Source organism: Burkholderia sp. RS01 (assembly GCF_039748055.1).
In the GTDB taxonomy this organism is placed as follows: Bacteria; Actinomycetota; Actinomycetes; order Actinomycetales; family Micrococcaceae; genus Arthrobacter.
Genome location: NZ_JBDLAK010000017.1, coordinates 58,757 through 80,776, shown reverse-complemented (window position 1 = coordinate 80,776; position 22,020 = coordinate 58,757). Strand labels below are relative to the sequence as shown.

At 67.0% G+C, this 22,020-nt stretch carries 23 protein-coding genes; 9 read left to right on the top strand and 14 right to left on the bottom strand.

The genetic code is table 11. The features are described from left to right. Positions 1-96: 96 nt before the first annotated feature. From ABFP37_RS16025 to ABFP37_RS16010, 4 genes are all read right to left on the bottom strand, one after another. On the bottom strand, positions 97-1,287 hold the full coding sequence (locus ABFP37_RS16025) for a glycosyltransferase family 4 protein (RefSeq protein WP_347034176.1): 1,191 nt from the start codon (positions 1,285-1,287) through the stop codon (positions 97-99). After that, the gene (locus ABFP37_RS16020; RefSeq protein WP_078029622.1) at positions 1,287-2,504 is read right to left on the bottom strand and encodes a glycosyltransferase; all 1,218 of its coding nucleotides are present in this window, start codon (positions 2,502-2,504) and stop codon (positions 1,287-1,289) included. The genes ABFP37_RS16025 and ABFP37_RS16020 overlap by 1 nt, the downstream gene beginning before the upstream one ends. Further along, a complete protein-coding gene (locus tag ABFP37_RS16015) occupies positions 2,491-3,705 on the bottom strand; it encodes a glycosyltransferase (RefSeq protein WP_078029681.1) in 1,215 nt (404 codons plus the stop codon). The genes ABFP37_RS16020 and ABFP37_RS16015 overlap by 14 nt, the downstream gene beginning before the upstream one ends. A gap of 756 nt (positions 3,706-4,461) precedes the next feature. Further along, entirely contained in the window at positions 4,462-4,725 is a 264-nt protein-coding gene (locus ABFP37_RS16010; RefSeq protein WP_347034152.1) for a hypothetical protein, read from the bottom strand. 57 nt (positions 4,726-4,782) lie between these two features. On the opposite strand from ABFP37_RS16010, the gene ABFP37_RS16005 reads away from it, so the two are divergent. Beyond that, the gene (locus ABFP37_RS16005; protein ID WP_347034151.1) at positions 4,783-4,935 is read left to right on the top strand and encodes a hypothetical protein; all 153 of its coding nucleotides are present in this window, start codon (positions 4,783-4,785) and stop codon (positions 4,933-4,935) included. Between the two features lie 254 nt (positions 4,936-5,189). Here the strand turns inward: ABFP37_RS16005 and ykgO are convergent, their stop codons facing one another. Beyond that, positions 5,190-5,312 (bottom strand): type B 50S ribosomal protein L36, encoded by a 123-nt coding sequence (ykgO, locus tag ABFP37_RS16000; RefSeq protein WP_056624948.1) that lies wholly within the window; start codon positions 5,310-5,312, stop codon positions 5,190-5,192. A gap of 232 nt (positions 5,313-5,544) precedes the next feature. Between ykgO and ABFP37_RS15995 the strand changes: the two genes are divergently transcribed. Together ABFP37_RS15995 and ABFP37_RS15990 are read left to right on the top strand one after the other, a co-directional pair. Continuing rightward, positions 5,545-6,309 (top strand): hypothetical protein, encoded by a 765-nt coding sequence (locus ABFP37_RS15995; protein ID WP_347034150.1) that lies wholly within the window; start codon positions 5,545-5,547, stop codon positions 6,307-6,309. Between the two features lie 200 nt (positions 6,310-6,509). Beyond that, positions 6,510-7,901, top strand: coding sequence for a cation:dicarboxylase symporter family transporter (locus ABFP37_RS15990; RefSeq protein WP_347034149.1), 1,392 nt, complete (start codon positions 6,510-6,512; stop codon positions 7,899-7,901). 29 nt (positions 7,902-7,930) lie between these two features. Here the strand turns inward: ABFP37_RS15990 and ABFP37_RS15985 are convergent, their stop codons facing one another. From ABFP37_RS15985 to ABFP37_RS15975, 3 genes are all read right to left on the bottom strand, one after another. Continuing rightward, a complete protein-coding gene (locus ABFP37_RS15985; RefSeq protein ID WP_347034148.1) occupies positions 7,931-8,779 on the bottom strand; it encodes a PhzF family phenazine biosynthesis protein in 849 nt (282 codons plus the stop codon). A gap of 122 nt (positions 8,780-8,901) precedes the next feature. Next, complete coding sequence (locus ABFP37_RS15980; protein ID WP_221937618.1) at positions 8,902-9,417, bottom strand: YbaK/EbsC family protein; 516 nt, start codon at positions 9,415-9,417, stop codon at positions 8,902-8,904. Positions 9,418-9,563: 146 nt separating this feature from the next. After that, entirely contained in the window at positions 9,564-10,010 is a 447-nt protein-coding gene (locus tag ABFP37_RS15975) for a hypothetical protein (protein ID WP_185982434.1), read from the bottom strand. 205 nt (positions 10,011-10,215) lie between these two features. On the opposite strand from ABFP37_RS15975, the gene ABFP37_RS15970 reads away from it, so the two are divergent. From ABFP37_RS15970 to ABFP37_RS15960, 3 genes are read left to right on the top strand one after another with little or no spacing between them, the layout of a single operon-like run. Beyond that, positions 10,216-11,973: an ABC transporter ATP-binding protein gene (locus ABFP37_RS15970; protein WP_347034147.1), complete on the top strand. Its 1,758-nt coding sequence runs from the start codon at positions 10,216-10,218 to the stop codon at positions 11,971-11,973. After that, positions 11,970-14,009, top strand: coding sequence for an ABC transporter ATP-binding protein (locus ABFP37_RS15965; protein WP_347034146.1), 2,040 nt, complete (start codon positions 11,970-11,972; stop codon positions 14,007-14,009). The genes ABFP37_RS15970 and ABFP37_RS15965 overlap by 4 nt, the downstream gene beginning before the upstream one ends. Positions 14,010-14,068: 59 nt before the next feature. Continuing rightward, positions 14,069-15,169 (top strand): hypothetical protein, encoded by a 1,101-nt coding sequence (locus ABFP37_RS15960; RefSeq protein WP_078029626.1) that lies wholly within the window; start codon positions 14,069-14,071, stop codon positions 15,167-15,169. 116 nt (positions 15,170-15,285) lie between these two features. Here the strand turns inward: ABFP37_RS15960 and ABFP37_RS15955 are convergent, their stop codons facing one another. Continuing rightward, positions 15,286-15,705 carry a hypothetical protein gene (locus ABFP37_RS15955; RefSeq protein ID WP_078029627.1) on the bottom strand — a complete coding sequence of 140 codons (420 nt, stop codon included), beginning with the start codon at positions 15,703-15,705 and terminating at the stop codon, positions 15,286-15,288. Between the two features lie 294 nt (positions 15,706-15,999). On the opposite strand from ABFP37_RS15955, the gene ABFP37_RS15950 reads away from it, so the two are divergent. Next, a complete protein-coding gene (locus ABFP37_RS15950) occupies positions 16,000-16,548 on the top strand; it encodes a hypothetical protein (protein ID WP_347034145.1) in 549 nt (182 codons plus the stop codon). Between the two features lie 78 nt (positions 16,549-16,626). Here the strand turns inward: ABFP37_RS15950 and ABFP37_RS15945 are convergent, their stop codons facing one another. The 4 genes from ABFP37_RS15945 to ABFP37_RS15930 all read right to left on the bottom strand — a co-directional run bounded on the left by ABFP37_RS15945 (position 16,627) and on the right by ABFP37_RS15930 (position 19,731). Continuing rightward, entirely contained in the window at positions 16,627-17,346 is a 720-nt protein-coding gene (locus ABFP37_RS15945; protein ID WP_347034144.1) for a zf-HC2 domain-containing protein, read from the bottom strand. After that, positions 17,343-17,849, bottom strand: coding sequence for a sigma-70 family RNA polymerase sigma factor (locus ABFP37_RS15940; protein ID WP_078029630.1), 507 nt, complete (start codon positions 17,847-17,849; stop codon positions 17,343-17,345). Before ABFP37_RS15940 ends, ABFP37_RS15945 begins: the two co-directional genes overlap by 4 nt. Positions 17,850-18,015: 166 nt before the next feature. Next, positions 18,016-18,378 (bottom strand): hypothetical protein, encoded by a 363-nt coding sequence (locus ABFP37_RS15935; RefSeq protein WP_347034143.1) that lies wholly within the window; start codon positions 18,376-18,378, stop codon positions 18,016-18,018. 747 nt (positions 18,379-19,125) lie between these two features. Beyond that, the gene (locus ABFP37_RS15930) at positions 19,126-19,731 is read right to left on the bottom strand and encodes a TetR family transcriptional regulator (protein WP_078029632.1); all 606 of its coding nucleotides are present in this window, start codon (positions 19,729-19,731) and stop codon (positions 19,126-19,128) included. 83 nt (positions 19,732-19,814) lie between these two features. On the opposite strand from ABFP37_RS15930, the gene ABFP37_RS15925 reads away from it, so the two are divergent. Both ABFP37_RS15925 and ABFP37_RS15920 read left to right on the top strand, forming a co-directional pair. Further along, positions 19,815-20,258, top strand: coding sequence for an SDR family oxidoreductase (locus ABFP37_RS15925; protein ID WP_347034142.1), 444 nt, complete (start codon positions 19,815-19,817; stop codon positions 20,256-20,258). Between the two features lie 207 nt (positions 20,259-20,465). Then, a complete protein-coding gene (locus ABFP37_RS15920) occupies positions 20,466-20,969 on the top strand; it encodes an ATP-binding cassette domain-containing protein (RefSeq protein ID WP_347034141.1) in 504 nt (167 codons plus the stop codon). A 16-nt stretch (positions 20,970-20,985) separates the two neighbouring features. On the opposite strand, the gene ABFP37_RS15915 is transcribed toward ABFP37_RS15920, so the two are convergent. Next, complete coding sequence (locus ABFP37_RS15915; RefSeq protein WP_078029634.1) at positions 20,986-21,585, bottom strand: TMEM175 family protein; 600 nt, start codon at positions 21,583-21,585, stop codon at positions 20,986-20,988. Between the last annotated feature and the right edge of the window lie 435 nt (positions 21,586-22,020).

The following is a 22,020-nucleotide window of genomic DNA, read 5'->3' as shown; positions in this document are numbered from 1 at the left end:
GCCGGGAGGGGTTCCGCCCGAGTCGGGGCGGCCGCCACGGCTTCCGCGCGACGGCCTCTTGCTGCCCTGACGGCTGCGCTCGGTGGGCGTGCGCGGTCATGATCGGGCCACCTCCTGCCGGGATGCCAGCGCTGCGGTGATCAGCGAAAGCACGCCGTCCCAGCTGTGATGTTCGACGGCGGCGGCCCGGGCCTGGGTGCCCAGCCGTTCCCGGAGCGCGGCGTCTGACGCCAGACGTTTCAGGGCGGCGGCGAACGCCGCCGGATCGCCGGCGGCGACCATTAGCCCGGTGCGGCCGTGCTCGATGACGGCGGGAATCTGGCCCACGGCCGTGGCGATCACCGGCATGCCCGCTGCCAGGTATTCGTATACCTTCAGCGGCGAAAAGTAGTGGTCCTGGCCCGGCTCCGGCTGCGGATACGGTGCCGCGGCGGCGTCGCACTCGTGCAGCAGGCGCGGCACGGACTCTGGCAGCACCGCTCCTGTGAACTCGGCCTCCACGCCCAGCCGGGCGGCGAGCCGTTCGAGGTCCGGCCGGCCCGGCCCGTCGCCGATGATCCGTACCGTCCACAGGCCCGCTCTGTCCGGGTCAGCGTTGGCCCGGGCCACCGCCTCGAGCAGGTCCGGGACGCCGTGCCACGGCTTGAGGGTGCCGGTGAACGCCACCACGAAACGCCCGGAACCAGGCCGCCCGGGGCGCCCGCCCGGCCGCTCCCACGGCCGGGCGGTGATCCGGTCGGTGTTGACGCCGTTCGGCGCCAGCACGGTCCTGGCCTCGGGAACACGTTGCTTCACCCACCGGAGCACGGGCTCCGAGACGCAGGCCACGGCGTCGGCAGCCAGGGCGTTCCGGCGGAGCATCGACTCGGCGAGGCCAACATCAAAAAGCTGGCGGTACCGCTGCTGCTCCTCGATCAGCGGAGCGTTGACCTCCAGGACGGCCGGGACCCCCAGCGTGCCGGCCACGAAGGACAGAGCAGGGCTGAACAGCGAATAACGTTCGTAGGCCACGTCGCAGCCGTCGCGCAGGGCAGTGTCACCGAGCGAGTACGCCGCCTCTTCGACCGCGCGCTCCCGCCCGGCAGGCTCTGCCTTGCGGGGCGGCCGCTCGACGACGTCGAGCCCGCCGAGGTCGGCCGGCTTGTCGTTTCCGGCGCGGACGCAGTACACCGTGACGTCGGCCCCGGCCCTGCGCCAGGCGCGCACCATCTCCTGGACATGGACGGAGGATCCTTTGGTGCCGAAGACGGGGACGCCGGGATCGGCGCATATGTAGGCGACGCGCATCACGCCACCTTCCTTGCCTCGAGCGACAGGGCGCGGAGCATCTCCGCCTGGTGCCGCACGTCGTAGTCCCGTTCGATCAGGGCGCGGGCATTGCGCGCCAGGGACGCCCTGTCCGTTGACGGCGCACTGATGCGGCGGATGGCCTGGGCGAGGACGTGCGGATCGCCGGGCCTGGTCAGGATTCCCGTGCGCCCGTTGTGCACCACCTCGGGAATCCCGGTGACCGCGGTGGAGATGCACGGAGCGCCGGTGGCCATGGCCTCCAGTAGCACCGTGGGCATGCCGTCTGCGTTGCCGTCCGCCGCCACCACACAGGGAGCAATGAAGACGTCGCTGGAATCCAGCAGCTCATGGACCTGGTCCTGGGTCTGCGGCCCCAGCAGCCTGACGTGGTCCGCCAGTCCCAGCTGTTCGACGGCGGACTGCAGTTGTGCGGCCAGCACTCCTGTTCCGGCGATTCTCAGGTCCAGGGGGACGCCTTGGGCCACGAGCTCGGCGGCGGCCGGCACAAGGTGCTGGAACCCCTTCTTTTCCACGAGCCGTCCGACGGCGGCCACGCGCACCGTGGCACCGATGGGCCGGGGGTCGCGGTACGGAAAGCGGTCGAGCTCCAGGCCGTTGCGCACCAGGTGCAGGCGGGAGGTGACGTCCGGGAAGCGGCGGCGCAGGAACCGCAGGTTGTAGGCGCTGATGGTCACCGCATGGTGGGCCTGGGCAAACTTGGTCCGGAGATCGTCGTCGGCGGTCTCAACAAAGATGTCCACGGCGTGGGCCGTGAAGGAATAGGGAATGCCGGTGATGGCCGAGGCGAGCCTCGCAACGGTCGTGGGGATCGACGCGAAATGAACGTGCAGGTGCCTGATGTTGCGGTTCTGCAGGGCGACGGCGAGGTTGATGGCCTGGAGCGCATCATTCGTGTCCATGGTGGCCAGTTCCGTGAAAACCCGTGACACCGCCGGGGCGAGGCCGGCGGCTTCAGCGGCACGGAACGTCTCCCACACGCGCTCGGCGCTCTTCGGCCGGGCGATGTACGTCACCGGCGCCTTGACGCGTGCCAGTTCAGGATGGAACCGGGGGTCGTTGGGCGGACGGAGTGAGAAGATCTCAATCCTGTCCCCGGCAGCCTCGCGCGCCAGGATCTCGGAGACGATGAACGTCTCGGAGAACCGCGGGTACATTTTCAGGATGTAGGCGGTGCCCGGTTCAGATGGCAACATGCGCGGCGCCCTCCCGGATATGGTCCAGCGGACGGGTGCCAATGGATTCCAGCACGGGCAGCAGGAGGCCGGCGGCCAGCTGGGGCACCCGGACCAGTCCGTTGAGCTGTGCTCGCCGGCGGTCCACCTTGGTGCCGAGCTGCTTGACGAGCCAGTCGGCGAGGACGGCGGGCGTCAGCATGCCGATGTCGCGGTGTTCCAGGTAGCCCGCGGCGGCGAGGGATTCGGCGCGGATCCGCTGCTCGGAGCGTGACTCGGTCCGCGGCACAACGAGCGCCGGGACCCTGGTTGCCAGGATCTCGCAGACCGTGTTGTAGCCGCCCATGGAAACGATTGCCTCGGCGCGCCGCATGTGGAGCACCATGTCGTCCAGGGTGTCCACGATTTTGAAGCCCGCCTTGGCGCGCAGCCGGAGGTCGTTGAGCTGTTGCGCCGGCATTTGTGGCCCGGCCACGATCAGGTGGCCCACTCCCGGCGGCAGGGCGGCGTCGGACGCCATTTTCGCCAGGGCGTGGCCGTCGGCGCCGCCGCCCACCGTCGTCATGAAGTAGGGACGCCGCATGCTCAGCTGCCCGGAACCCTGCGGCCGCCCGGCCGCCAGATATCCGGTGTAGTGGATCAGTTTGCGGAAGGAGTGCGGAATTTCGCCCGCGGCAACCGGATCGTGGACGGCAGGATCGCCGTAAACCCAGATGGCGTCAAACAGGGATGTCACGAGCCCTTCGCCGCCCTCGCGGTCCCACTCTGCAATGGCCGCTTCCGGCGAATCCAGGACTTCGCGCAGGCCCAGCACCATCCGCACCGGCCCGGCGGCGCGGGCCCGGCGCAGGGCCACTTCCAGTTCGCGGTGAATCCCGGTCGCATGCCGGTCCACCACCACCAGATCGGGGCGGAAACTGCCCAGGACCGATTCCAGCAGGGAAGCCCGCAGTGACACCAGGTCCGGCATGGGAACGTCGAGGCTCCTGGGACGGTAGCCGCCGCGGCCCTTTTCCACGCCCGGCAGGATCACCCAGTCCCAGGCGGGGGGAAGCTCGAATCCCGGGGCGAGCGTCGTGCCGGAAACCAGGACCCCGGTCACCTCACGCCCGATCAGTCCGGGAAGTTGGTTGGTCAGGGCATGGGCGAGGGCCAGATTGCGGCGCACGTGCCCCAGACCGAGGGAGTCGTGTGAATAAAGAACAATTCGTATGTGTTCCAAGGTGGGCCCCATAGCCTGCCGGACTCTCACCGGAATAACTCTTGATGTGCAAGCCAAAAGACAAGGCTTGTTCGGGAATCAGGGAATCATTAAAGAATTCTCATAAATGTCCGCCGCAAGATGTCGGAGGACATTGCCGACCAATTTCACGCTACCGACCAAGTTCTCGCTGACAAATGTCGAATCACAAAAGGAACAGTGCCTGGGCTGCTGGTGCCTGGGGGTGGCCGGCCTCGGCCAGAGACGAACGCCGCCACGAACGCCGCGAAGGCTGCCGTGTCGGCAAGGAGTAACAGGGCCCCGGCGCGGCGTGGGCTGCTCCGTCCGCGCCTGCCCGAATCAAAAACCAAGGCTATGAAGTACGTGTGCATTAAGACCCCCGCGTCAATGGGAGGGTGGGAACTGACTCCCACGTTGCCACCGCTTGACGTTAAGGTCAATGCTCAAATTCAACGTTCCACCACTGAATTAAATGCATCGAATGGCGAATCTCGGAAAATGTTGGCGGGGGATCTGCTGCGTTGCTTTTCCTGCAATTTGGTGAGGTCTGTGGATGGGGCGCAGTCCGGATTTTATGCCCGGCCAGGAACGTGCCGGTCTGGCGGAAGTATGAAGGAAGCCTCCGCGCGAATCCTGCGGACTCAAGCGCGGAGGCTTCCGGCGCTCCGTCTTGGGGGGAAGCGGAGAGCTCGAATCCAATGTAGCGTCGCGCTGACGCGCACGTCGGCGGATCCGCCGGGTTTCGGAAATTCTTGACTAAACCTTGAGCCCGCCGGTGTCGTCGGTGGCTTCCGCCAGCCCGGAGAGCACGGCGGCCGGCGTCGCATCGGCGTCGATCTTCACGAAGTCCGTGTACTCCGGCAGGGAGCGGTAGGCGTCGCGCAGCGACTGCAGATCGGCCAGGGATTCCTCATCGGTGCCGCGGGCCACGATTCGCTCGTGTGCCCGCTTCGGACTGACGTCCAGATACGCCACCAGGTCCGGACGGGGCAGCGCCCCGATGAGCCGGGGAGAAGCCATCCGCGCGGCATGTTCCTGACCCGGCGCAGCGCCAGCTGGCACTGGAGATGGCGGTCCATGACCACCAGGCCGGGAAACCTCCGGGCCCGGGCATGGGACACCAGCACGTTGGTTATGCGGATGGCAGTCTCCACGGCATCGGCCAGTCGGGCCGGGAGCCGGGCGCCCAACCTGGTGCTGAGCAGCGACATCCTGCGCCGGCCCGCGTAGTTGCTGAGCAGCAGCGCTTTGTTGCCGCGCGCGCGGGCGGCGGCAACCAGGGCGTGGGCGGCCGTCGTTTTTCCTGAGCCGTCGATTCCTGTCAGGACAATGATCAAGTGGCCTCCTTCCGCCACTGGTTCCAACGACGCTCGGCGCGGGATCGTCCCTAGGTGAGGCACAGCTCACTTCGTGCAGCAGCGAGACCGGCACCTGGTCCCGGCGGCCGGTCCCGGCGCCGCTCCCCGCGGCCGATCCGGCGGGTCTCAGCCCTGGCGAGCCTTCATGCGCGGGTTCTTCTTGTTGATGACGAACGTCCTGCCGCGGCGGCGTACCACCTGCGCGCCCGGCATCTTCTTCAGTGCCCGCAGCGAGTTCCGAACTTTCATGTGTTGCTCCTTTGTTTGGGGTCTTTGGGATGGGTTTCGTCGGGCCCGGTTTCGCGTCCGGGTCCGTGCTGCGGTCCGCCGGGGTTGCGCCCTGGTCGGCCAGCCACGGGCCGGTGTTTTCCAGCCAGACGCGCGGCCCGATTCCCTGGACGGCGATCCGGCAACCCGGGGCTGCCGCTACCCACAGCCGGCCGCGGAGCCAGCAGCATCCCTGCGCCAGCGTGGCCAGCGCGTGCCGGAACCGCTCGGGGTGGAGGGGCTGCTGAACCCGCTGGATGACGGTGGTAAAGGGTGCCGCGGGTGGTCCGGCCGGGGTCCGCACCGTGCCGGGAACGGTCCTGCCGGCGGCCTCCGCATGGTCATGCCGGCCACCGCGGATGCTGCCGGCGTCCTGCGTGATGTCCGCATGCGGCGCCAACTCCCGGAGCAACTGCAGGCCGCGGGCACGCCCCTCCGGGTCCACCGGGAAGAGTTCGGGATCGGCCCAAAGAATGGTGTCGTTGAACTGCAGCTCTCCGATGAGGAATTCTCCGGGGGTCCGCTCGTCGTCCGGGACGGGAGTGAACCCGGATTCGAACAAGGTGTAGTGGTCCCAGATGTGGTCTTCCACGGCATCCGGCGCGCACGCGAGTACGGCCGCGTCCACGGCGAACTCGTGGGCGGGTCCCCGCTTCAGGGCCTGGATGGCCGTCGACGAGGGAACCGCGGGCGGCAGCCCGACGATGATGTGGTCCTCGCCGAGCGCCAAGAGCCGCTCGACGGTGGGAACCACGTCCAGGCGCACCGTGCAGCTGAGGCAGCCGTGTTCCAGCAGGGTTTCCTCGCGCTCGAGGGGCCCGGACCGGCCGAAGATGCGGCGGATGACGCGACCGTTCTCGGGCAGGTCGTGGAGGACGATGACGGCCCCGGGGTGGGTGGCGGCCAGGGCCTGGCACGCCTGCTGCCGGCACAGGGCATCGAGGGAACTAACGACGGTGAGATGCATGGCTCCAACTAATGAGAATCGTTCTCAAATACAACACAACGTCGAACTCCGCGTGGCCCGGCCCCTCGAACGCGCCATTCAACGGACGAGAAGTTCCATTAAGCGGTTAAACAATTCCGCAGTGCGGATGTATCGTGCCGGAAACATGCGGCCCTTAGCGTTGCCAGTGACCGAACGGCACCCTGTGCCGCCGCACACCGATAGGCCACCAGATGAACCTCCCAGCTGCCCCTGCTGTCCAGGCACCGAAGAAGCCCTTCCACAAACAGCTGTTCTTCCAGATCCTCGTGGCGGTGTGCCTCGGCGTGCTGATCGGGCACTTCTGGCCCGGCCTCGGCTCGAGCCTGCGGCCACTCGGGGACGGCTTCATCCAGCTGATCAAGATGATCATTGCGCCGCTGATCTTCCTGGTGATCGTCACGGGGATTTCGGCGGTGGGGGACGTCAGGTCCGTAGGCAGGGTCGGGGTGAAGGCCCTGGTGTACTTCACGGGCGCCACGCTGTTCGCCCTGGTCTTCGGGCTGATTGTCGGCAACGTGGTCCAGCCCGGCGCCGGGCTGAACATTGACCCCGCCACGCTGTCGCAGGATGCGCTGGACGCCAAAACGGGGACTGCCCCGCCCAAGGACGCGGGCCAGTTCCTGCTGGGCATCATTCCCACCAGCGTTGCTGGCGCCTTCGCCTCCAACAGCCTGCTCCAGGTGCTCTGCTTCTCGGTCTTCTTCGGGGCGGCCATCGTGGTGGTGGGCCGTGAACGCTGCCTGCCGGTGGTGAACCTGCTGGAGACCGTGCTGGAGCTGTTCTTCAAGATCATGGGCTGGGTCATGCGCGTGGCGCCCATCGGCGCGTTCGGTGCCATGGCGTTCATCATCGGCCAGTACGGGCTCGGCTCCCTGGGCACCTACGCGGTGCTCATCGCCGCCTGCTACGGCGCGGCCATCATCTTCATCGGGCTGCTGTTCCTCGTTGCCTGGGTCTATCCGCGGGTGCCGCTGTGGCAGTTCATCAGGTATTCCCGCGAGGAGTTCCTGCTTGCCCTGGGCGCGGCCTCCACCGAGTCCGTCCTGCCGCGCATCATGACCAAGCTGACCAACGCCGGGTGCTCGCGCGCCACCACCGGGCTGGTGGTTCCCACCGGCTATTCATTCAACCTCGACGGCGCCGCGCTGTACCTCTCCATCTCCCTGCTGTTCCTGGCTCAGGCCTTCGGCCACAACCTGGACCTGGGCCAGCAGCTCGCGGCCCTGGGCGTCCTCATGCTCACGTCCAAGGGCATGGCGGGCGTGCCGGGCTCGGCCTTCCTGGCGCTCTCCGCCACGGCCGGTGCGCTGGGCATCTTCCCCGTGGCCGGCGTGGCACTGCTGCTGGGGGCGGACCGCGTCATGGACTCCATGCGGGTCGCCGTGAACCTGCTGGGCAACTGCGTGGCCACCTTTGTGGTGGCGAAGTGGGAGGGCCAGTTTGACCGGGAGGCAATGCTCCAGGCGTTCCGCGGGGAAAGCGGTGAACGCCCGACGGCGGCCGGCGCGCCTGAGGTTCCTGCCGCCGTCGGCAGCGTGCCGGCGGGATCCGGCGAACGCGAGGTGGCTGAACCGGTGCGGTGACCCGCCGCCGTCGTGGGCTTCCTGGTGGCCTAAAGCCGGACGCTGCCGCGGATGACGGTGCGGCTGGCGCCGCCCACCCACATGGTGTCCGCTTCGCTGGTAAGGGTGACCAGTCCGCCGCGTCCCAGGACTGTTCCCTGCCGGACCGTGTAGTCCCCGGCCACCACGCCTTCGCTGCGCAGCCACAGCGCCAAGCCGGCGTTGAGGCTTCCAGTGACGGGGTCTTCGGGCACATCCAGTCCGGGGGCAAAGGCCCGGACCTCGAAGTCCGCCGGGCCGCCGGGCTCGAAGGCGCCGATGACGCCGACCAGGAGGTCGCCCATGGCGGCGAAATCGGGCTTGAGGTCAACAACCTGCTGGGCCGTGGCCAGGCGGATTCCCAGCCACCCCGGGCCGTTGTCCACCCAGTTGCTTCCCAGAACCTGCTCCGGGCTGATGCTGAGGCTGGCCACCGCCTGAGCCAGCACCGCGGGTTCCACCGGGCCTGATTTGCGCAGGGGCGGCGCCGCGAAGGACAGCCCGTCTTCCGTGCGCCTGAGGTTCACCAGGCCGGCCCCGCATTCCTGGACCAGCTGTCCTTCACTGCTGGGCTGGCCGCCGTTCTCCAGCCAGGCGTGGGCCGAGCCGAGGGTGGGGTGCCCGGCGAACGGAAGCTCGGCGCGGGGTGTGAAGATCCGCAGCCTGTAGTCCGCCTCCGGGCGGGACGGCCGCAGCAGGAAGGTGGTCTCCGACAGATTGGTCCAGTTGGCGAAGCTCCTCATCTGTTCCGTGGACAGGTCATCGGCGTCATGGACCACGGCGACGGGGTTGCCCGGCTTCGGTCCCGGCGCAAAGACGTCTACTTGCGAGAACGGATATTCGTTGACGGCGGCGCCCATGCTGCCCTTTCTCTCGGATTTAGCGGATCTTCTGACGAAGCCCTCATCCACGGTAGGCGGGTGGCCGGACGCCGCACCATAGCCACATCGCGAAAGTGGCCTCCGGTCAGTCCAGCTGTTGCCTAGTCCCGCTGTTCCGCCGGTTCGCGCGGAGTGGCGAGCCCGTCCACCACCTCGACGCCGGGCAGCTTCAGGAGCTCGGCCGGGGCGAGGACGATCTTGCTGGACCGGTTCCCGCCGCCTATGACCACCCGGGGCGCGTCCATGACGGCCCGGTCAACATAGACCGGGAGCCCTTCGATGCCGGGGGCGGTGACGCCGCCCACCAGCATGCCGGTCTGGGCCACGGTGGTTTCGGCGTCGGCAAAGGAGGCCCGCTTCACGTCCAGCAGGCCGCGGACGGAACGGTTGACGTCGAGGCGCGTGGTGCCGAGGACGACGCAGACGGCGTACCGGGGCGGGTCGAGCTTGCGGGACGCCACCAGGATGGTGTTGGCCGCCTGGTCGAGGGTGAAGCCGTAGTGCTCGCAGAACTCGGCGGTGTCCGCGAGTTCGGGGGAGCATTCGAGCACCTCGTGGCGGACGCTGTGGGCGGCCAGGGCGTCGGCCACCGCGGGCAGGAGGATCGTGTCAGTCACAGGAGTTCTCTCTTCCGGCTAAAGCGGCGGGCGGTATTCCCGCGACGCGCAGCCTGGCCGTCACGGCAGCGGCTTTCCCTGACGATAACCAGAAAGGCGGCCGCCGCCCAAGCTCTGGCCCAAGACACATCGTCAAATGGTCCTGCTCAGGCACCCACTGTCGCGCAGCGCCCGGACTCCTGGTCCAAAGCCTCTGCCCGCGCTCCGTTCCGGACCAGCAGGAAGTGCCGGTTGCTCACGGGCAGCCACATCAGCACCGTGCCGGCCAGCGTCAGCGCCAGGCCGGCCAGGATGGGCACCGACGGGTCCAGCGGCACGGCCAGCACGGACACGACGGCGGCCGCTGTCAGGAGGAGCCGCGCCCACCGCGCCCCGTGCGGCAGCTGGAGTGCCGCCCACACCTGGAGGGTAGTCAGCGGGACCGCGAATGCCACGATGTAGGGCACCGCCCACTGAGGCATGGACTGGCCGAAGTTGATTCCTGCCACGTCCAGGATGACCGGCACGATGCCGAATAGCACGGCGCTGGTGAGCCAGCACGCCGTCGATAGTCGGATGGCCGCCGGTATGTCCCCGGGCGCGCCGGAATCCAAACGCTGTTCCCCCAATGAAGTCCCCAATCTTCAACATGCGGATACCGCGGTTTTCCGGCGGTGAGCACAGCCTACAGGGGCGGCCGGACAGCCGCCTGTCATATGCCCCGCGGCGGCCCCCAACATGCCCAGCCAGCCCAAGTTCGTCCCAAGCAGTCCGGACGTAGACTGGCCTTCAAATCACTTCGAGTGACGTGGAGTCCCGATGCTCTGGAAGCTGCTCGTTGAATACCTGCGGCCGCAGCGGCGGCTGCTGATCGCCGTCGTGGTTTTCCAGCTGGCGCAGTCCATCGCCTCGCTGTACCTGCCCACGCTGAACGCGGACATCATCGACGAAGGCGTGGCGAAGGGGGACACCGGGTACATCCTGCGGGTGGGCAGCCTCATGCTGTTCATCACGCTGCTGCAGATCGCCTGCGCCGTCACCGCCGTGTACTTCGGGGCGAAGGCCGCGATGGGCATGGGGCGGGACCTGCGCGGGGCCATCTTCACCCGGGTGGGCGAGTTCTCCGAGCAGGAAGTCACCCGGTTCGGCGCCCCGAGCCTCATCACCCGCTCCACCAACGACGTCCAGCAGGTCCAGCAGCTGGTGCTGATGTCCGCCACGCTCATGGTGGCCGCGCCCATGCTCAGCATCGGCGGCGTGATCATGGCCGTCCGGCAGGACGCGCAGCTGTCCTGGCTGATCGCCGTCAGCGTGCCCGTGCTGCTGATCGGCGTCGGCTTCATCGTCAGCCGGATGGTGCCGCTGTTCCGCAGCATGCAGGTCCGGATCGACACCGTCAACCGCGTGCTCCGCGAGCAGCTGGCCGGCATCCGCGTGGTGCGGGCGTTCGTGCGGGAGGATCTGGAGACCGACCGCTTCGCGCAGGCCAACGCGGACGTCACGGAGACCGCCCTGCGCGCGGGCCGGCTGATGGCGCTCGCCTTCCCGGTGGTGATGCTGGTGCTGAACGTCTCCAGCGTGGCGGTGATCTGGTTCGGCGCGTTCCGGATTGAGGACGGCTCCATGCAGGTGGGCACCCTCATCGCGTTCCTCAGCTACCTGCTGCAGATCCTGATGTCCGTCATGATGGCCACGTTCATGGCCGTGATGATCCCGCGCGCCGCCGTTTCCGCGGACCGGATCGGCGAGGTGCTGGAGACGGAATCGTCCGTGCGCCCGCCGGCCCGCCCGCTTGGCTTTGCCGGCGCGGGCGGCGGGCCGGGCGCCGTCGGCACCGGCGAGCTGGAGATGCGCGGCGTCCGCTTTGCGTACCCCGGCGCCCAGCAGCCCGTCCTCAGCAACATCACCTTCACCGCCCGCGCGGGGCGGACGACGGCGATCATCGGCAGCACGGGGTCGGGGAAAACCACGCTGGTGAACCTGATGCCCCGGCTCTTCGATGCGAGCGGCGGCACGGTGCTCATGGGCGGGGTGGACGTGCGCGAGCTGCACCCGGACCTGCTGTGGGGGCACATCGGGCTGGTGCCGCAGCGGCCGTACCTGTTCTCCGGCACGGTTCGCAGCAACCTGCTGTACGGTAAGCCGGACGCCACGGAGGACGAACTCTGGGGTGCGCTGGCCACGGCCCAGGCGCAGGACTTCGTCCGGGAGCTGGAGGGCGGCCTGGATGCGCCCATCTCGCAGGGCGGCACCAACTTGTCCGGCGGCCAGCGGCAGCGGCTGGCCATTGCCCGGGCGCTGGTGAAGCGGCCGGAACTGTACATCTTCGACGACTCGTTTTCGTCGCTGGACACCGCCACGGACGCCCGGCTCCGCCAGGCGCTCAAGCACGACACCTCCGGGGCCACCCTGGTGATCATCGCCCAGCGGGTGTCCAGCATCATCGACGCGGACCAGATCCTGGTGCTCGACGACGGCAGGATCGTCGGGCGCGGAACGCACGGCGAGTTGCTGGAGACGTCCGAGACGTACCGGGAGATCGTGTCCTCGCAGCTGGCGGCGGAGGAGGCGGCATGAGCACCTCCAGCCGCACCGGGCGGGCCCCGGAAACCGGGCCCACCGCCGTCGTACGTCCTGCGGGTCCGGCGGGGAGCGCGGAACGGCCAGCAGGCCCGCCGCGGCCTCCGATGGGGCCGGGCAGGGGAGGGCCGTTCGCCGGGATGAATGTGCCGGCGGAGAAGGCGATGAACTTCGGGGCGTCGGCCAGGCGGCTGCTGGGGACGCTGCAGCCCGAGCGGCTGTGGCTGGTGCTGGTCCTGGCGCTCGCCGTGGCGAGCGTGGCGTTCTCGGTGATCGGACCGCGGCTGCTGGGGGAGGGCACCAACCTGATCTTCGCCGGCGTGGTCTCCAAGAACCTGCCGGCCGGGGTGAGCAAGGCGGACGTGATCGCGGGGCTGCGGGCGGCCGGCAAGGATTCACAGGCGGACATGATCGGCGCCATGACGCTGACGCCGGGGACGGGAATCGACTTCGCGGCGCTGCTCTCGGTGCTGCTGTGGGCGCTGGCGCTGTATGTGCTGGCGTCGGCGTTCGGCTGGATCCAGGCGTACGTGCTCAACGGCGCGGTGCAGCGGACGGTGTACCGGCTGCGCGAGCAGATCGAGGCGAAGATCCACCGGCTGCCGCTGCGGTACTTCGATTCGATCCAGCGCGGCGAGCTGCTGAGCCGGGTGACGAACGATGTGGACAACATCTCGCAGAGTCTGCAGCAGTCGATCTCCCAGGCTGTCACGTCGTTGCTCACCGTGGTGGGCGTGCTGGTGATGATGTTCCTGCTCTCCCCGGTGCTGGCGCTGATTGCGCTGGTGACGGTGCCGCTGACGCTGGTGACCACGGCGCTGATCGCGAAGAGGTCGCAGAAGCTGTTCGTGGCGCAATGGAAGCACACGGGAGAGCTGAACGGGCAGATCGAGGAGACGTACACGGGGCACGCGCTGGTGAAGGTGTTCGGCCGGCAGCGGGAGGTGGAGGAGCGGTTCCGGGAGAAGAACGGTGAACTGTTCGCGGCGAGCTTCGGGGCACAGTTCATCAGCGGCCTGATCATGCCGGCGCTGACGTTCATCGGGAACCTGGTGTACGTGGGGATCGCCGTGGTGGGCGGGCTGCAGGTGGCGTCCGGGGCGATGCAGCTGGGCGACGTGCAGGCGTTCATCCAGTACTCGCGGCAGTTCACCCAGCCGCTGGCCCAGCTGGGGTCCATGGCCAACCTGCTGCAGTCCGGCGTGGCGTCAGCGGAGCGGGTGTTCGAGCTGCTGGACACGGACGAGCAGAGCCCGGATCCGGCGCCTGCTGAGTCGCCGAACGGCGGGCGGGGCAGGCTGGTGTTCGAGGACGTCTCGTTCTCCTATTCGCCGGACAAGCCGCTGATCTCTTCCCTTTCTTTGGTGGCGGAGCCGGGGCAGACGGTGGCGATCGTGGGCCCGACGGGTGCGGGCAAGACCACCCTGGTGAACCTGATGATGAGGTTCTATGAACTGGATGCGGGGCGGATAACGCTCGACGGCGTGGACGTCACCGCGATGACGCGGCACGAGCTGCGCTCGCGGATGGGCATGGTGCTGCAGGATACGTGGCTGTTCGGCGGGACGATCCGGGACAACATCGCCTACGGCCGGCCCACTGCCACCGAGGCGGAGATTCTGGAGGCGGCGCAGGCGACGTATGTGGACCGGTTCGTGCACTCCCTGCCGGAGGGGTACGACACCGTGCTGGAAGACGAGGGTTCCAACGTTTCGGCCGGCGAGAAGCAGCTGCTGACGATCGCGCGGGCGTTCCTGGCCCGGCCGTCGGTGCTGATCCTGGACGAGGCGACTTCTTCCGTGGATACGCGGACCGAGGTACTGGTGCAGAAGGCGATGAGCGCTTTGCGCTCGGATAGGACGAGCTTCGTGATCGCGCACCGGCTGTCCACCATCCGCGACGCCGACCTCATCCTGGTGATGGAGGCAGGCCAGATCGTGGAGCAGGGCACGCATGCTTCCCTGTTGTTGGCCGGCGGGGCTTACTCGGCGCTGTACGCGGCGCAGTTCGCGGCTCCGGTGGCGGAGGTCTAAGGGCGGTCCTCGCGAAAGCAGAGGGTTGCGAGAGCGGCTGGTTACGGGGAGGAGAAAGCATGGATGGACGGAGCATCTCGCCCGTTCCAGAGTCAGCCGACGACGATACGGGGACAACTTGGCTGATTCAGCGGGCATGGCCGGACAAGACACCAGGAGAATTTGTCCTGGAGGTCCTGACTCCGGGGCGGCCCGGAGTCCGGGGAGCTCACCTGCGTCACGGGCAGTTCGAACTTATCCCGTTGGACGATCCGGGACTGCCCGCCTTGCGGCGGGAAGCACAGCAGGGTGAATTGATTTCGTACTGGCCCCACCACCAGGCGGTCGTCCGGGCGGAGGGTCGCTACATAAAGATCTTTAAGCGCGGCAGCGCCGTCGTGCCGGCCGAGCGTTGCGCACAGATGGACGTCCTACTGGACGTCGGCAACTTCACAACACCCAGAATCCTCCGGCAGAGCTCCCAGGAGGACGTCATCGTATTTAGCGCCATCGCGGGACAGACTCTGAACGAGCTGGGCCGGGAGGACGCCGCCGTCGGCGATGAAGCGTTCGCCGGGGCGTGGGAGAAATGGTCGCGGGCCTGGGTCGCGGAACTGAACGGATCCCATGGTCCCGCAGCGCAAAGCGTTCTCGACAGCCTTCCGCTCCGTTCACCGGAGTGGGAAGCCACGAAAATGTGTCGCCGGGTGGACGACTGGCTGCGGCACAATGAAAACGCCCCGGAGTTCTCGCCTCAGCGCGATGCCTTGCGCGCCGCTGCGGAGCATGTGGCCGTGAACCTGCTCCGGACGGCACCGGATCCGCTGGTGTGGGCCCACGGAGACCTTTACGACAGGCAGATCATCGTTTCCGACGGCGACATCCCGCCCGGGTTGCTGGACTTCGACAGTACGGCCCGGCACGAGGCCGCCCGGGATCTGGCCGGCCTGGACGTCCGTCTGGAGCTTCATCTACGAAACAACCGCATGACGCCCGAACGATATCTGACGGCTCACACGCAGGTGCTGGCCACCGCCGAGGAACTGCGCGTCAGTCCGGACCGGTTCGATGCGTACTCGGACGCCGTCTGGCTCCGTCTGGCACTTTCTCCGCTACCTGGCCGCTTCTCCCTGGCCATCGGCGTCCTCGCGGAACGGGCCGAAAAGGTACTGAGACAGTGAGCCGGCCCGCCAGATGACGGCATCGGCACATTCCTCGAACGCCCCTGAACCAGCAAGATGCCCGGGCACCGATTCCGAGGCGTCCGGGCATTCTTGGAGCAGGTGGAGTAAACACCCTAGAAGGTGATGCGCGTGCCTCCGCCCCAGGACGTGGTGGGTCCCGGAACCCAGCGCTGCGCCGATGCACGGCCCGCATTCAGGTAGTTGGGCTTCCGATAGGTCGCCACGACCCGGATGAACCTGTCCCGGTCATTCTGGGTAAGCCGGTACGTCGATCCGGTGGCTCCGGCGATCGGCTTCTCGTCCCGCTGCCACTGCCAGGTAACGGACGTTGCGGCGGGGAACGTCGCCGTCGTAGATGCCCGAAGAACCTGCCCCGCGGCGTAGGTGCCGTGCACGACGGGGTTGGCAAGCCTTGTGAAGACCGCCAGAGGCCTAATCGCACCTGAGGACATGGTGGCATTGACGGTGCCGGCGCGTTTGAACGTGACCTTAAAGGTGATCTGGTACCGGGATTGAGTGCCGCCGGGCCCCAAAATCGATTTATGGGGAGCAGGGCCCGGCGGCCTGGTCGGTCAGTTCATGGGGTGCGCTTCCCGACCAGATACTGAGAGTCTGCTGAGAGCACCCTAGAGTTAGCTAGTAACCTTGGGCCGCCCACCGCGTGGTTCCCCCTTGATTTCGGACAGGGGATGGCTCCTGCAGCGCACGGAACTCTTTCCGTGGGAACGGACCGGCGCACGCCGTCTTGAACCGCCCCGCGTTCGGATACGTGTGCTCAGTGTGGACGGAAATTCCGGCCGCACCGACCCGGGAGGTCAGGATCGATCATGAATAAGAGCATCCCACTAGTGGTCATGGCCTGCGCCCTGGGCATCGCGGCTCTCACTGGCTGCGGGTCCTCACCCACGGGGGGCTCGACTGGGCAGGGCTCGTCTTCCTCGGCAAGTTCTTCGCCGGCAGGTTCCGGTCCTGCGGCATCGGCGCCGGCCGTGGCCGGAGCCGTGGTCCTGAAGACGGCCAGCACCTCGCTAGGAACCATCGTGGTCAATGAGAAGGGAATGGCGGTGTACTTCTTTGACAAGGACACCGCGAACTCGGGCAAGAGCGCCTGCGATGCCGGGTGCTCAATGATGTGGCCAGCGGTTAAAGCCACCACCCCGATGCCCGGCGTGGACGGGGTAACGGGCAAGGTCGGCACCATCAGCCGCGACGACGGAACGATGCAGGCGACCGTCAACGGGCGCCCGGTCTACACCTATGCCAAAGACATGGCCGCCGGCGACGTCAAGGGCCAAGGCGTTGGCGGGATCTGGTGGGCCGTCGCTCCGGGCGGTGACAAGGTCAGCGGTTCCACGCCTGGGTCGTCAGGGTACTGAGCAGCCGCCACCAACACCTCGGAACTCCTCGACTCTCCGCCCCTTCGGATAGACCCCTTCGAGGCGCTGATTGGTTCCCTATAGCTTGGCCGCCAGGATCGTCTTTCCACTGGCGAGCGAGCGGATCTCAATGCTGCCTATCTGGGCTACCGGGAGGCTGGTGGTTGCGGCGGGAGTCACTTCTGTCCCTGATCCCGCTGCCCAAGTCGCGACCTGGGTTCTTGTGCCGTGGAAGTCCACGATGACCAGTGCATACTCCGCGAAGCCAGAATCGCCGGAGTCCGATTGAGGGGGAAGGTTGCCCGGGGAAGGCGTGTAACGGCATGTCCAGTCGATCCGTGTTCCCCAAGGCACCGCGGTGAGGGACCCTGTGGCGCTCAGTTGGGTGGGAGCGACCGGCGCAAACTTCAGATTGATTGCCGTGGTGGGCTGGATCTGCCCGGCAGGTGGCGCCGGAGCAGTGAGCATCACCGTCAGGCCCGAGGCTATCGCACTGGCCCCGAGTACCAGCGCGGCGACGGCCAGGCGCGTCCTCTTCCGGCGCCGCCGAACCTTTGCAGTCAGCCCTGGAAGCATGTTCGGGGAGGGCGCAGCCGTGCCATCGTTGATCGCTTCTGCGTCCGCCGGAGTCAGCGCGGCCAGCAGGCCGGGGAGCCCCGCGAGATCCACGACGGCGGCGGTGCAGGCATCGCATCGCGCGAGGTGCTCCTCGAACTCGTGGCGTTCCGAGGAGTTGAGGGATCCCAGAACATAGGCGGCGTCCCACTGGCGGTACCTGTCCATCCCGTTCGAAATCATAGTGTGACTCCCCGTTCCTGGAGGGCCAGCCGCATTGCCCGGAGCGCATAGTGGAGCCTGGACTTCACCGTGCCCTCGGCAACGTGGAGTTTTTGGGCGATTTCTGACGTGGTTTCGCCGTGATAGTAGGCGTGCATTATGACGTCCCGGTGCTCGGGGGAGAGGCCAGCGAGGGCGTCTCCTATCAGCCACGTATCGAGGATCCGATCGGTTTGATCCGCCGCCGCCGTCTCGGGCAGACTGTCGCCAGGGACTTCGTGCTGCTTGCGGGCGCTGCGCCGGTCATCGATGACCAGATGTCGGGCGACGGTGAAGAGCCAGGAGCGGACCGCCGGCTCCGGACGCTGCAACACGGCCGGATGCTTCCAGAGGCGGATCAGGGTCTCCTGCACGATGTCCTCGGCCGCGGCATGGTCCCTGGTGAGACCGCTGACGAATCGCCATAGAGCGGGAGCATAGGTCTCGTGCAGCAAACGAAGCATCTCATCCTGCTGATCAGCCATGTTCACCTCCCGCTAGCTATGACGTTGCCGGGCCGCCGACGGTTCATTCTGAACGTTGAAACAAGGTCAGCCACACGAAAGCGATCATCTGTGTCCGCAGCGGATTGCAGGCCCGAACTTCTTAGAATTTCGTGGCTGTGTTTCGCCCCTCGCCAGTCGTGCCTTATCACCGCGGCGCGAAGACGGCGCCGACGCTAAAAGTGCCCGGTACCATTTCCGTGATTTTGCAGAGGCGTGAGACACCGCATGGGGCGGCAACACCGTTCCAGCCCAGGAATTCTGTTACGGTCATGCCGCCCATCATTCCCACGTCGGCTCCTGGCTCCGCGTCAAGCGTCACGGTCTGCCCGATGCTGAAGACAGCTGGCTGACAAAAGACGGTACCCACCTGTCCTGAGAAGCAATTCACGCCCGCGGGGCTGCTCGTGACGGAACCTGAGCCGCTCACAAGTGCGCCGTTCATGCTTCTGATCAGCTGATTCTCGATCGAAACGCTGATGGTGAATGCTGCGGCGGGCGGAGGCATCATAGGCGGAGGCATCATCGGCGCAGGCAGCGCAGGAGCTGGCGGTCGAGAGGGTGGCGTAGCGTGTTTTGGAGCCGTCGGTTTCGGGCGCAGGCTGGGGCTGGCTGGGGTATGTGCTGGAACAGTCCTGGCCGGTGTCCGCGGGGCCGCCGTCGAAGACGCCGCAGGTGCCCCCGCCGGGGCGGTTGGGCTTTGGGTTGGACCGGGCGGTGAGGTTGTGGACCCGGCCGTTGTCGCGGACGGCGCCGGGCCAGAGCAGGACGCGACCGAAAGGCAAATGAGTCCGGCCAAGACAAGCAGGGGATGCTTCGTGGCCTTCGCCGTCCGCGGGCGAGACATGGGCTGGTCGGAGGATCGGGTCCAGCGGGCCGTGGCCGCGTTTACGGCAGCCACAATGGCAGCGTTCGTCGTGGCTCTGGTGGTACTCATTATCTGGCCCTCCCGGGGCCCCTGCGGCTTCTGATTCGGTTCATTTCCCCGAGGCCCTAATACTCGTTTTCCCTGAATGCGATCCGGGCGAGGAGTACGCACTGGGGGACATTGCTCGTGCCCGTACATGAACCCGCCTGACCGAACCGTATTACTGGCATTACGGTATGGGGCTGTGTTTGGTTCAACGTCCGGGATGAGTTGTAGGGTGCCGGATCTCGTCATGCGCAGCGGGAGGTGAAGATGCCTGACCAGCAGGATGGGTCGGCTCCGTTGCTTTGCCTTGGTCGGCTCCGTTGCGAACATTGGCCGCCGAGGCACCTATGTGCCCGGCGCCTGCAGCACCCCAACCGCCGCCACCAAATAAGGCACCGGATCCGGATCCGTCCCGGCGGCCCACTGCATCCACGCCTCGAACGTCGCGCCCATGAACGCGGCACACAGATACCCCGCCACATCCTCACCGACCCCAGCCGAAACCAGGTACACCCGCGCCCTATCCCGCTGCGGCGCCAGGGACTCGTAGCTCCGGCTGGCCAGCTCGGGGTGTTCGGCGATCAGCCGCAGCCGGCCCCGCGTCACCGCGAGGTCAGGCAGAACAGAAACCCCCGCAATGGCCGCCTCCCGCAGCCGCGCCAGGACGTCCTCGCCGGCGCCGCCGGTAACCCGGGCTGAATCCAGAACCCGCCCAGACGCCTCGATCACCGGCTCCATGCCGCCCCAGATGAGCTCGGCTTTGCTGGAGAAGTAGCGGTACAGGCTCTTGCGCCCGATCCCCGCCTCGCGCGCGATGTCCTCCATGGACGTCTGCTCGTAGCCGCGCTCGGCGAACAGCTGCAGCGCGGTGGCGGCAACAGCGTCAGGATCAATCGTCACCGGGCGCCCGGTGGAACGCTGAACTGCGGTCTTCACAGCATCCGAAGGCATCCCATCAGTATTCACCCTTACATAATGACACGGAGTGTCATAAAGTGGACTCCACCCAATAAAGCAACGTCTGGATGGACATCATGGGCAACGAAGCCACATGGCAGGAAGCCACCACCAGCGGCCGCTTCGCCGGCAAGACCGTCATCGTCACCGTGCTGGACGTCGGCACCGGCTCTGTGGTCAACGTCGCCTCTGAGGCCGGCCTGCGCGGGTCCGCCGCCGGCGCCGCCTACACCGCGTCCAAGCACGCCGTCGTCGGTCTGACCAAGAACTCGGCCGTGATGTACGGGCCCAGGGGCCTGCGCTTCAACGCCGTGGCACCCGGCCCCACCATCACCAACATCGTGGCCAACTGGGGATCCCAGCTCGCGGCCGAACGGCTCGGCCCGCTGATGCAGGCCACCGTCCCCACACCCGCCACCGCCGCGCAGCTCGCCGCCTCCATCACCTTCCTGCTCAGCGACGACGGCACCAACATCAACGGCTCCATCCTCGCCTCCGACGGCGGCTGGTCGGCGCTGTAGGGGAGCGACACCAAGCGCAAGCGGACGACGGCGGGAGGTCCCGCCGTCGTCCGCCACCGTCGCGGCGCACAGCCGTGCTCGCCTCGAATAGGCTCCACGAGTCACGCTGGTGAAGCTGATGATGAGGTTCTACGAGCTGGATGCGGGGCGGATAACGCTCGACGGCGTGGAGGTCACCACCGTCTCCCGGCGCGGGCTGTGCTGCGGATGGGCATGGTGCTGCAGGATTCCTGGCTGTTCGGGGGACCATCCGGGACAACATCGCGTACGGCCGGCCTTCGACTACCGAAGCGGAGATCCTGGAGGCAGCAAAGACGGCGTATGTGGACCGGTTTGTGCACTCTGCCGGAGGGCTACGGCGCCGTGCTCGACGACGAGGGCGCCAATGTGTCCGCCGGCGAGAAGCAGCTGCTGACGATTGACCGGGCGTTCCTGGCCCGGCCCTCTGTCTTGATTTTGGACGAGGCGACGAACTCGGTGGATACGCGGACCGAGGTGCTGGTGCAGAAGGCGAAGAGTACTTTGCGGTCCGACCGGACGTGCTTCGTGATCGCGCACCGGCTGTCCACGATCCGCGACGCCGACCTCATCCTGGTGATGGAGGCCGTGCAGATCGTGGAGCAGGGGACGCATGCTGAACTCTTGGCGGTGGGTGGGGCGTACTCGGCGCTGTACGCGGCGCAGTTCGCGGCTCCGGTGGCGGAGGTTTGAGTTCCAAGGTCTGAGGTCAGTGCCGGCGTTGGTCTTGGTGCGCCTGAGCTACGAAGTGCTCAACCCGACGATCCGGAACAAGCCAGATCAGCGCCACCACCGTATAGACCGCAACTCCCAACAAGGGCTGTACTCCGCTCAGCGCAAGGCCCGTCAAATAGATCAGCGGGGACGCCTTACCCTTCCAGTCCCTGCCGACGGCCCGGGCGAGGGCACCGTCCCTGCCCTGCTGGCGGATGAGGGCCTGCTGCAGGATGAAGTAGGCAATGGCTGCGCAGAGGAGATTGATCCCGTATACAAGAACCGGGACCTGCAGAAACCCGGACTCGTCCATCCAACGGGTGCTGAACGGGAAGAGCGACAGCCAGAACAACAGGTGCAGATTCGCCCAGAGGATCCCGCCGTTTACCCGGTCGGCCAAGTGGATCATGTGGTGGTGGTTGTTCCAGTAGATACCCACGTATACGAAGCTGAGCAGGTAGCTGAGGAACGTGGGCAGCACAGCGGCCAACCCCTGCCACGTCGGTTCGTGGGGCACACGCAGTTCAAGCACCATGATGGTGATGACGATGGCCAGTACGCCATCGCTGAATGCCTCGAGGCGATTCTTGTTCACTGAGTTCCCTTCATCAGCGCATCATCCCAAGCCCCTGCCTCGTGGCCAATACCCGTCAGCGAGAAAGTTCAGGCCCAAGGTTCCCGCCACTCGATGGGGCGGTTGCGACAGGCGTTTATGCACGCGTAGCCGGGCCCAGTCGGGGGAGGCGTCGAACGATGTTTTTAGGCGTCGGAGCTAGCGGGCGTGACGTCCATTGACCGCGACCACTGCTCGCCCAGAACTCGTCAAATTCCCCGGCCCTCCCTAGGCTGCGGGTCGACGTCCGCGACGGGTTGCCGCAACGGGCCAACGGACTCGGAGCACGATCTTGCCGCCAGGGTTTCGTGGCCAGACTCGTCAAATCGAAACCGCTCGGTCAAAGAACTCTCCCTTGGACAGAACCCCGCCTTAACAGAAGCGGCGAGAGGCGAAGCACCGGCTTTCCACCGTCAG

What these genes read in the sequence shown, in the direction of transcription:
- ABFP37_RS16025 (WP_347034176.1), bottom strand. Translation starts at nt 1,287, where the DNA reads ATGCGCGTCGCCTACATATGCGCCGATCCCGGCGTCCCCGTCTTCGGC.
- ABFP37_RS16020 (WP_078029622.1), bottom strand. Translation starts at nt 2,504, where the DNA reads ATGTTGCCATCTGAACCGGGCACCGCCTACATCCTGAAAATGTACCCG.
- ABFP37_RS16010 (WP_347034152.1), bottom strand. Translation starts at nt 4,725, where the DNA reads ATGGCTTCTCCCCGGCTCATCGGGGCGCTGCCCCGTCCGGACCTGGTG.
- ABFP37_RS16005 (WP_347034151.1), top strand. Translation starts at nt 4,783, where the DNA reads ATGACCACCAGGCCGGGAAACCTCCGGGCCCGGGCATGGGACACCAGC.
- ykgO (WP_056624948.1), bottom strand. Translation starts at nt 5,312, where the DNA reads ATGAAAGTTCGGAACTCGCTGCGGGCACTGAAGAAGATGCCGGGCGCG.
- ABFP37_RS15990 (WP_347034149.1), top strand. Translation starts at nt 6,510, where the DNA reads ATGAACCTCCCAGCTGCCCCTGCTGTCCAGGCACCGAAGAAGCCCTTC.
- ABFP37_RS15985 (WP_347034148.1), bottom strand. Translation starts at nt 8,779, where the DNA reads ATGGGCGCCGCCGTCAACGAATATCCGTTCTCGCAAGTAGACGTCTTT.
- ABFP37_RS15970 (WP_347034147.1), top strand. Translation starts at nt 10,216, where the DNA reads ATGCTCTGGAAGCTGCTCGTTGAATACCTGCGGCCGCAGCGGCGGCTG.
- ABFP37_RS15965 (WP_347034146.1), top strand. Translation starts at nt 11,970, where the DNA reads ATGAGCACCTCCAGCCGCACCGGGCGGGCCCCGGAAACCGGGCCCACC.
- ABFP37_RS15960 (WP_078029626.1), top strand. Translation starts at nt 14,069, where the DNA reads ATGGATGGACGGAGCATCTCGCCCGTTCCAGAGTCAGCCGACGACGAT.
- ABFP37_RS15950 (WP_347034145.1), top strand. Translation starts at nt 16,000, where the DNA reads ATGAATAAGAGCATCCCACTAGTGGTCATGGCCTGCGCCCTGGGCATC.
- ABFP37_RS15945 (WP_347034144.1), bottom strand. Translation starts at nt 17,346, where the DNA reads ATGATTTCGAACGGGATGGACAGGTACCGCCAGTGGGACGCCGCCTAT.
- ABFP37_RS15940 (WP_078029630.1), bottom strand. Translation starts at nt 17,849, where the DNA reads ATGGCTGATCAGCAGGATGAGATGCTTCGTTTGCTGCACGAGACCTAT.
- ABFP37_RS15935 (WP_347034143.1), bottom strand. Translation starts at nt 18,378, where the DNA reads ATGATGCCTCCGCCCGCCGCAGCATTCACCATCAGCGTTTCGATCGAG.
- ABFP37_RS15930 (WP_078029632.1), bottom strand. Translation starts at nt 19,731, where the DNA reads ATGCCTTCGGATGCTGTGAAGACCGCAGTTCAGCGTTCCACCGGGCGC.
- ABFP37_RS15925 (WP_347034142.1), top strand. Translation starts at nt 19,815, where the DNA reads ATGGGCAACGAAGCCACATGGCAGGAAGCCACCACCAGCGGCCGCTTC.
- ABFP37_RS15920 (WP_347034141.1), top strand. Translation starts at nt 20,466, where the DNA reads ATGGGCATGGTGCTGCAGGATTCCTGGCTGTTCGGGGGACCATCCGGG.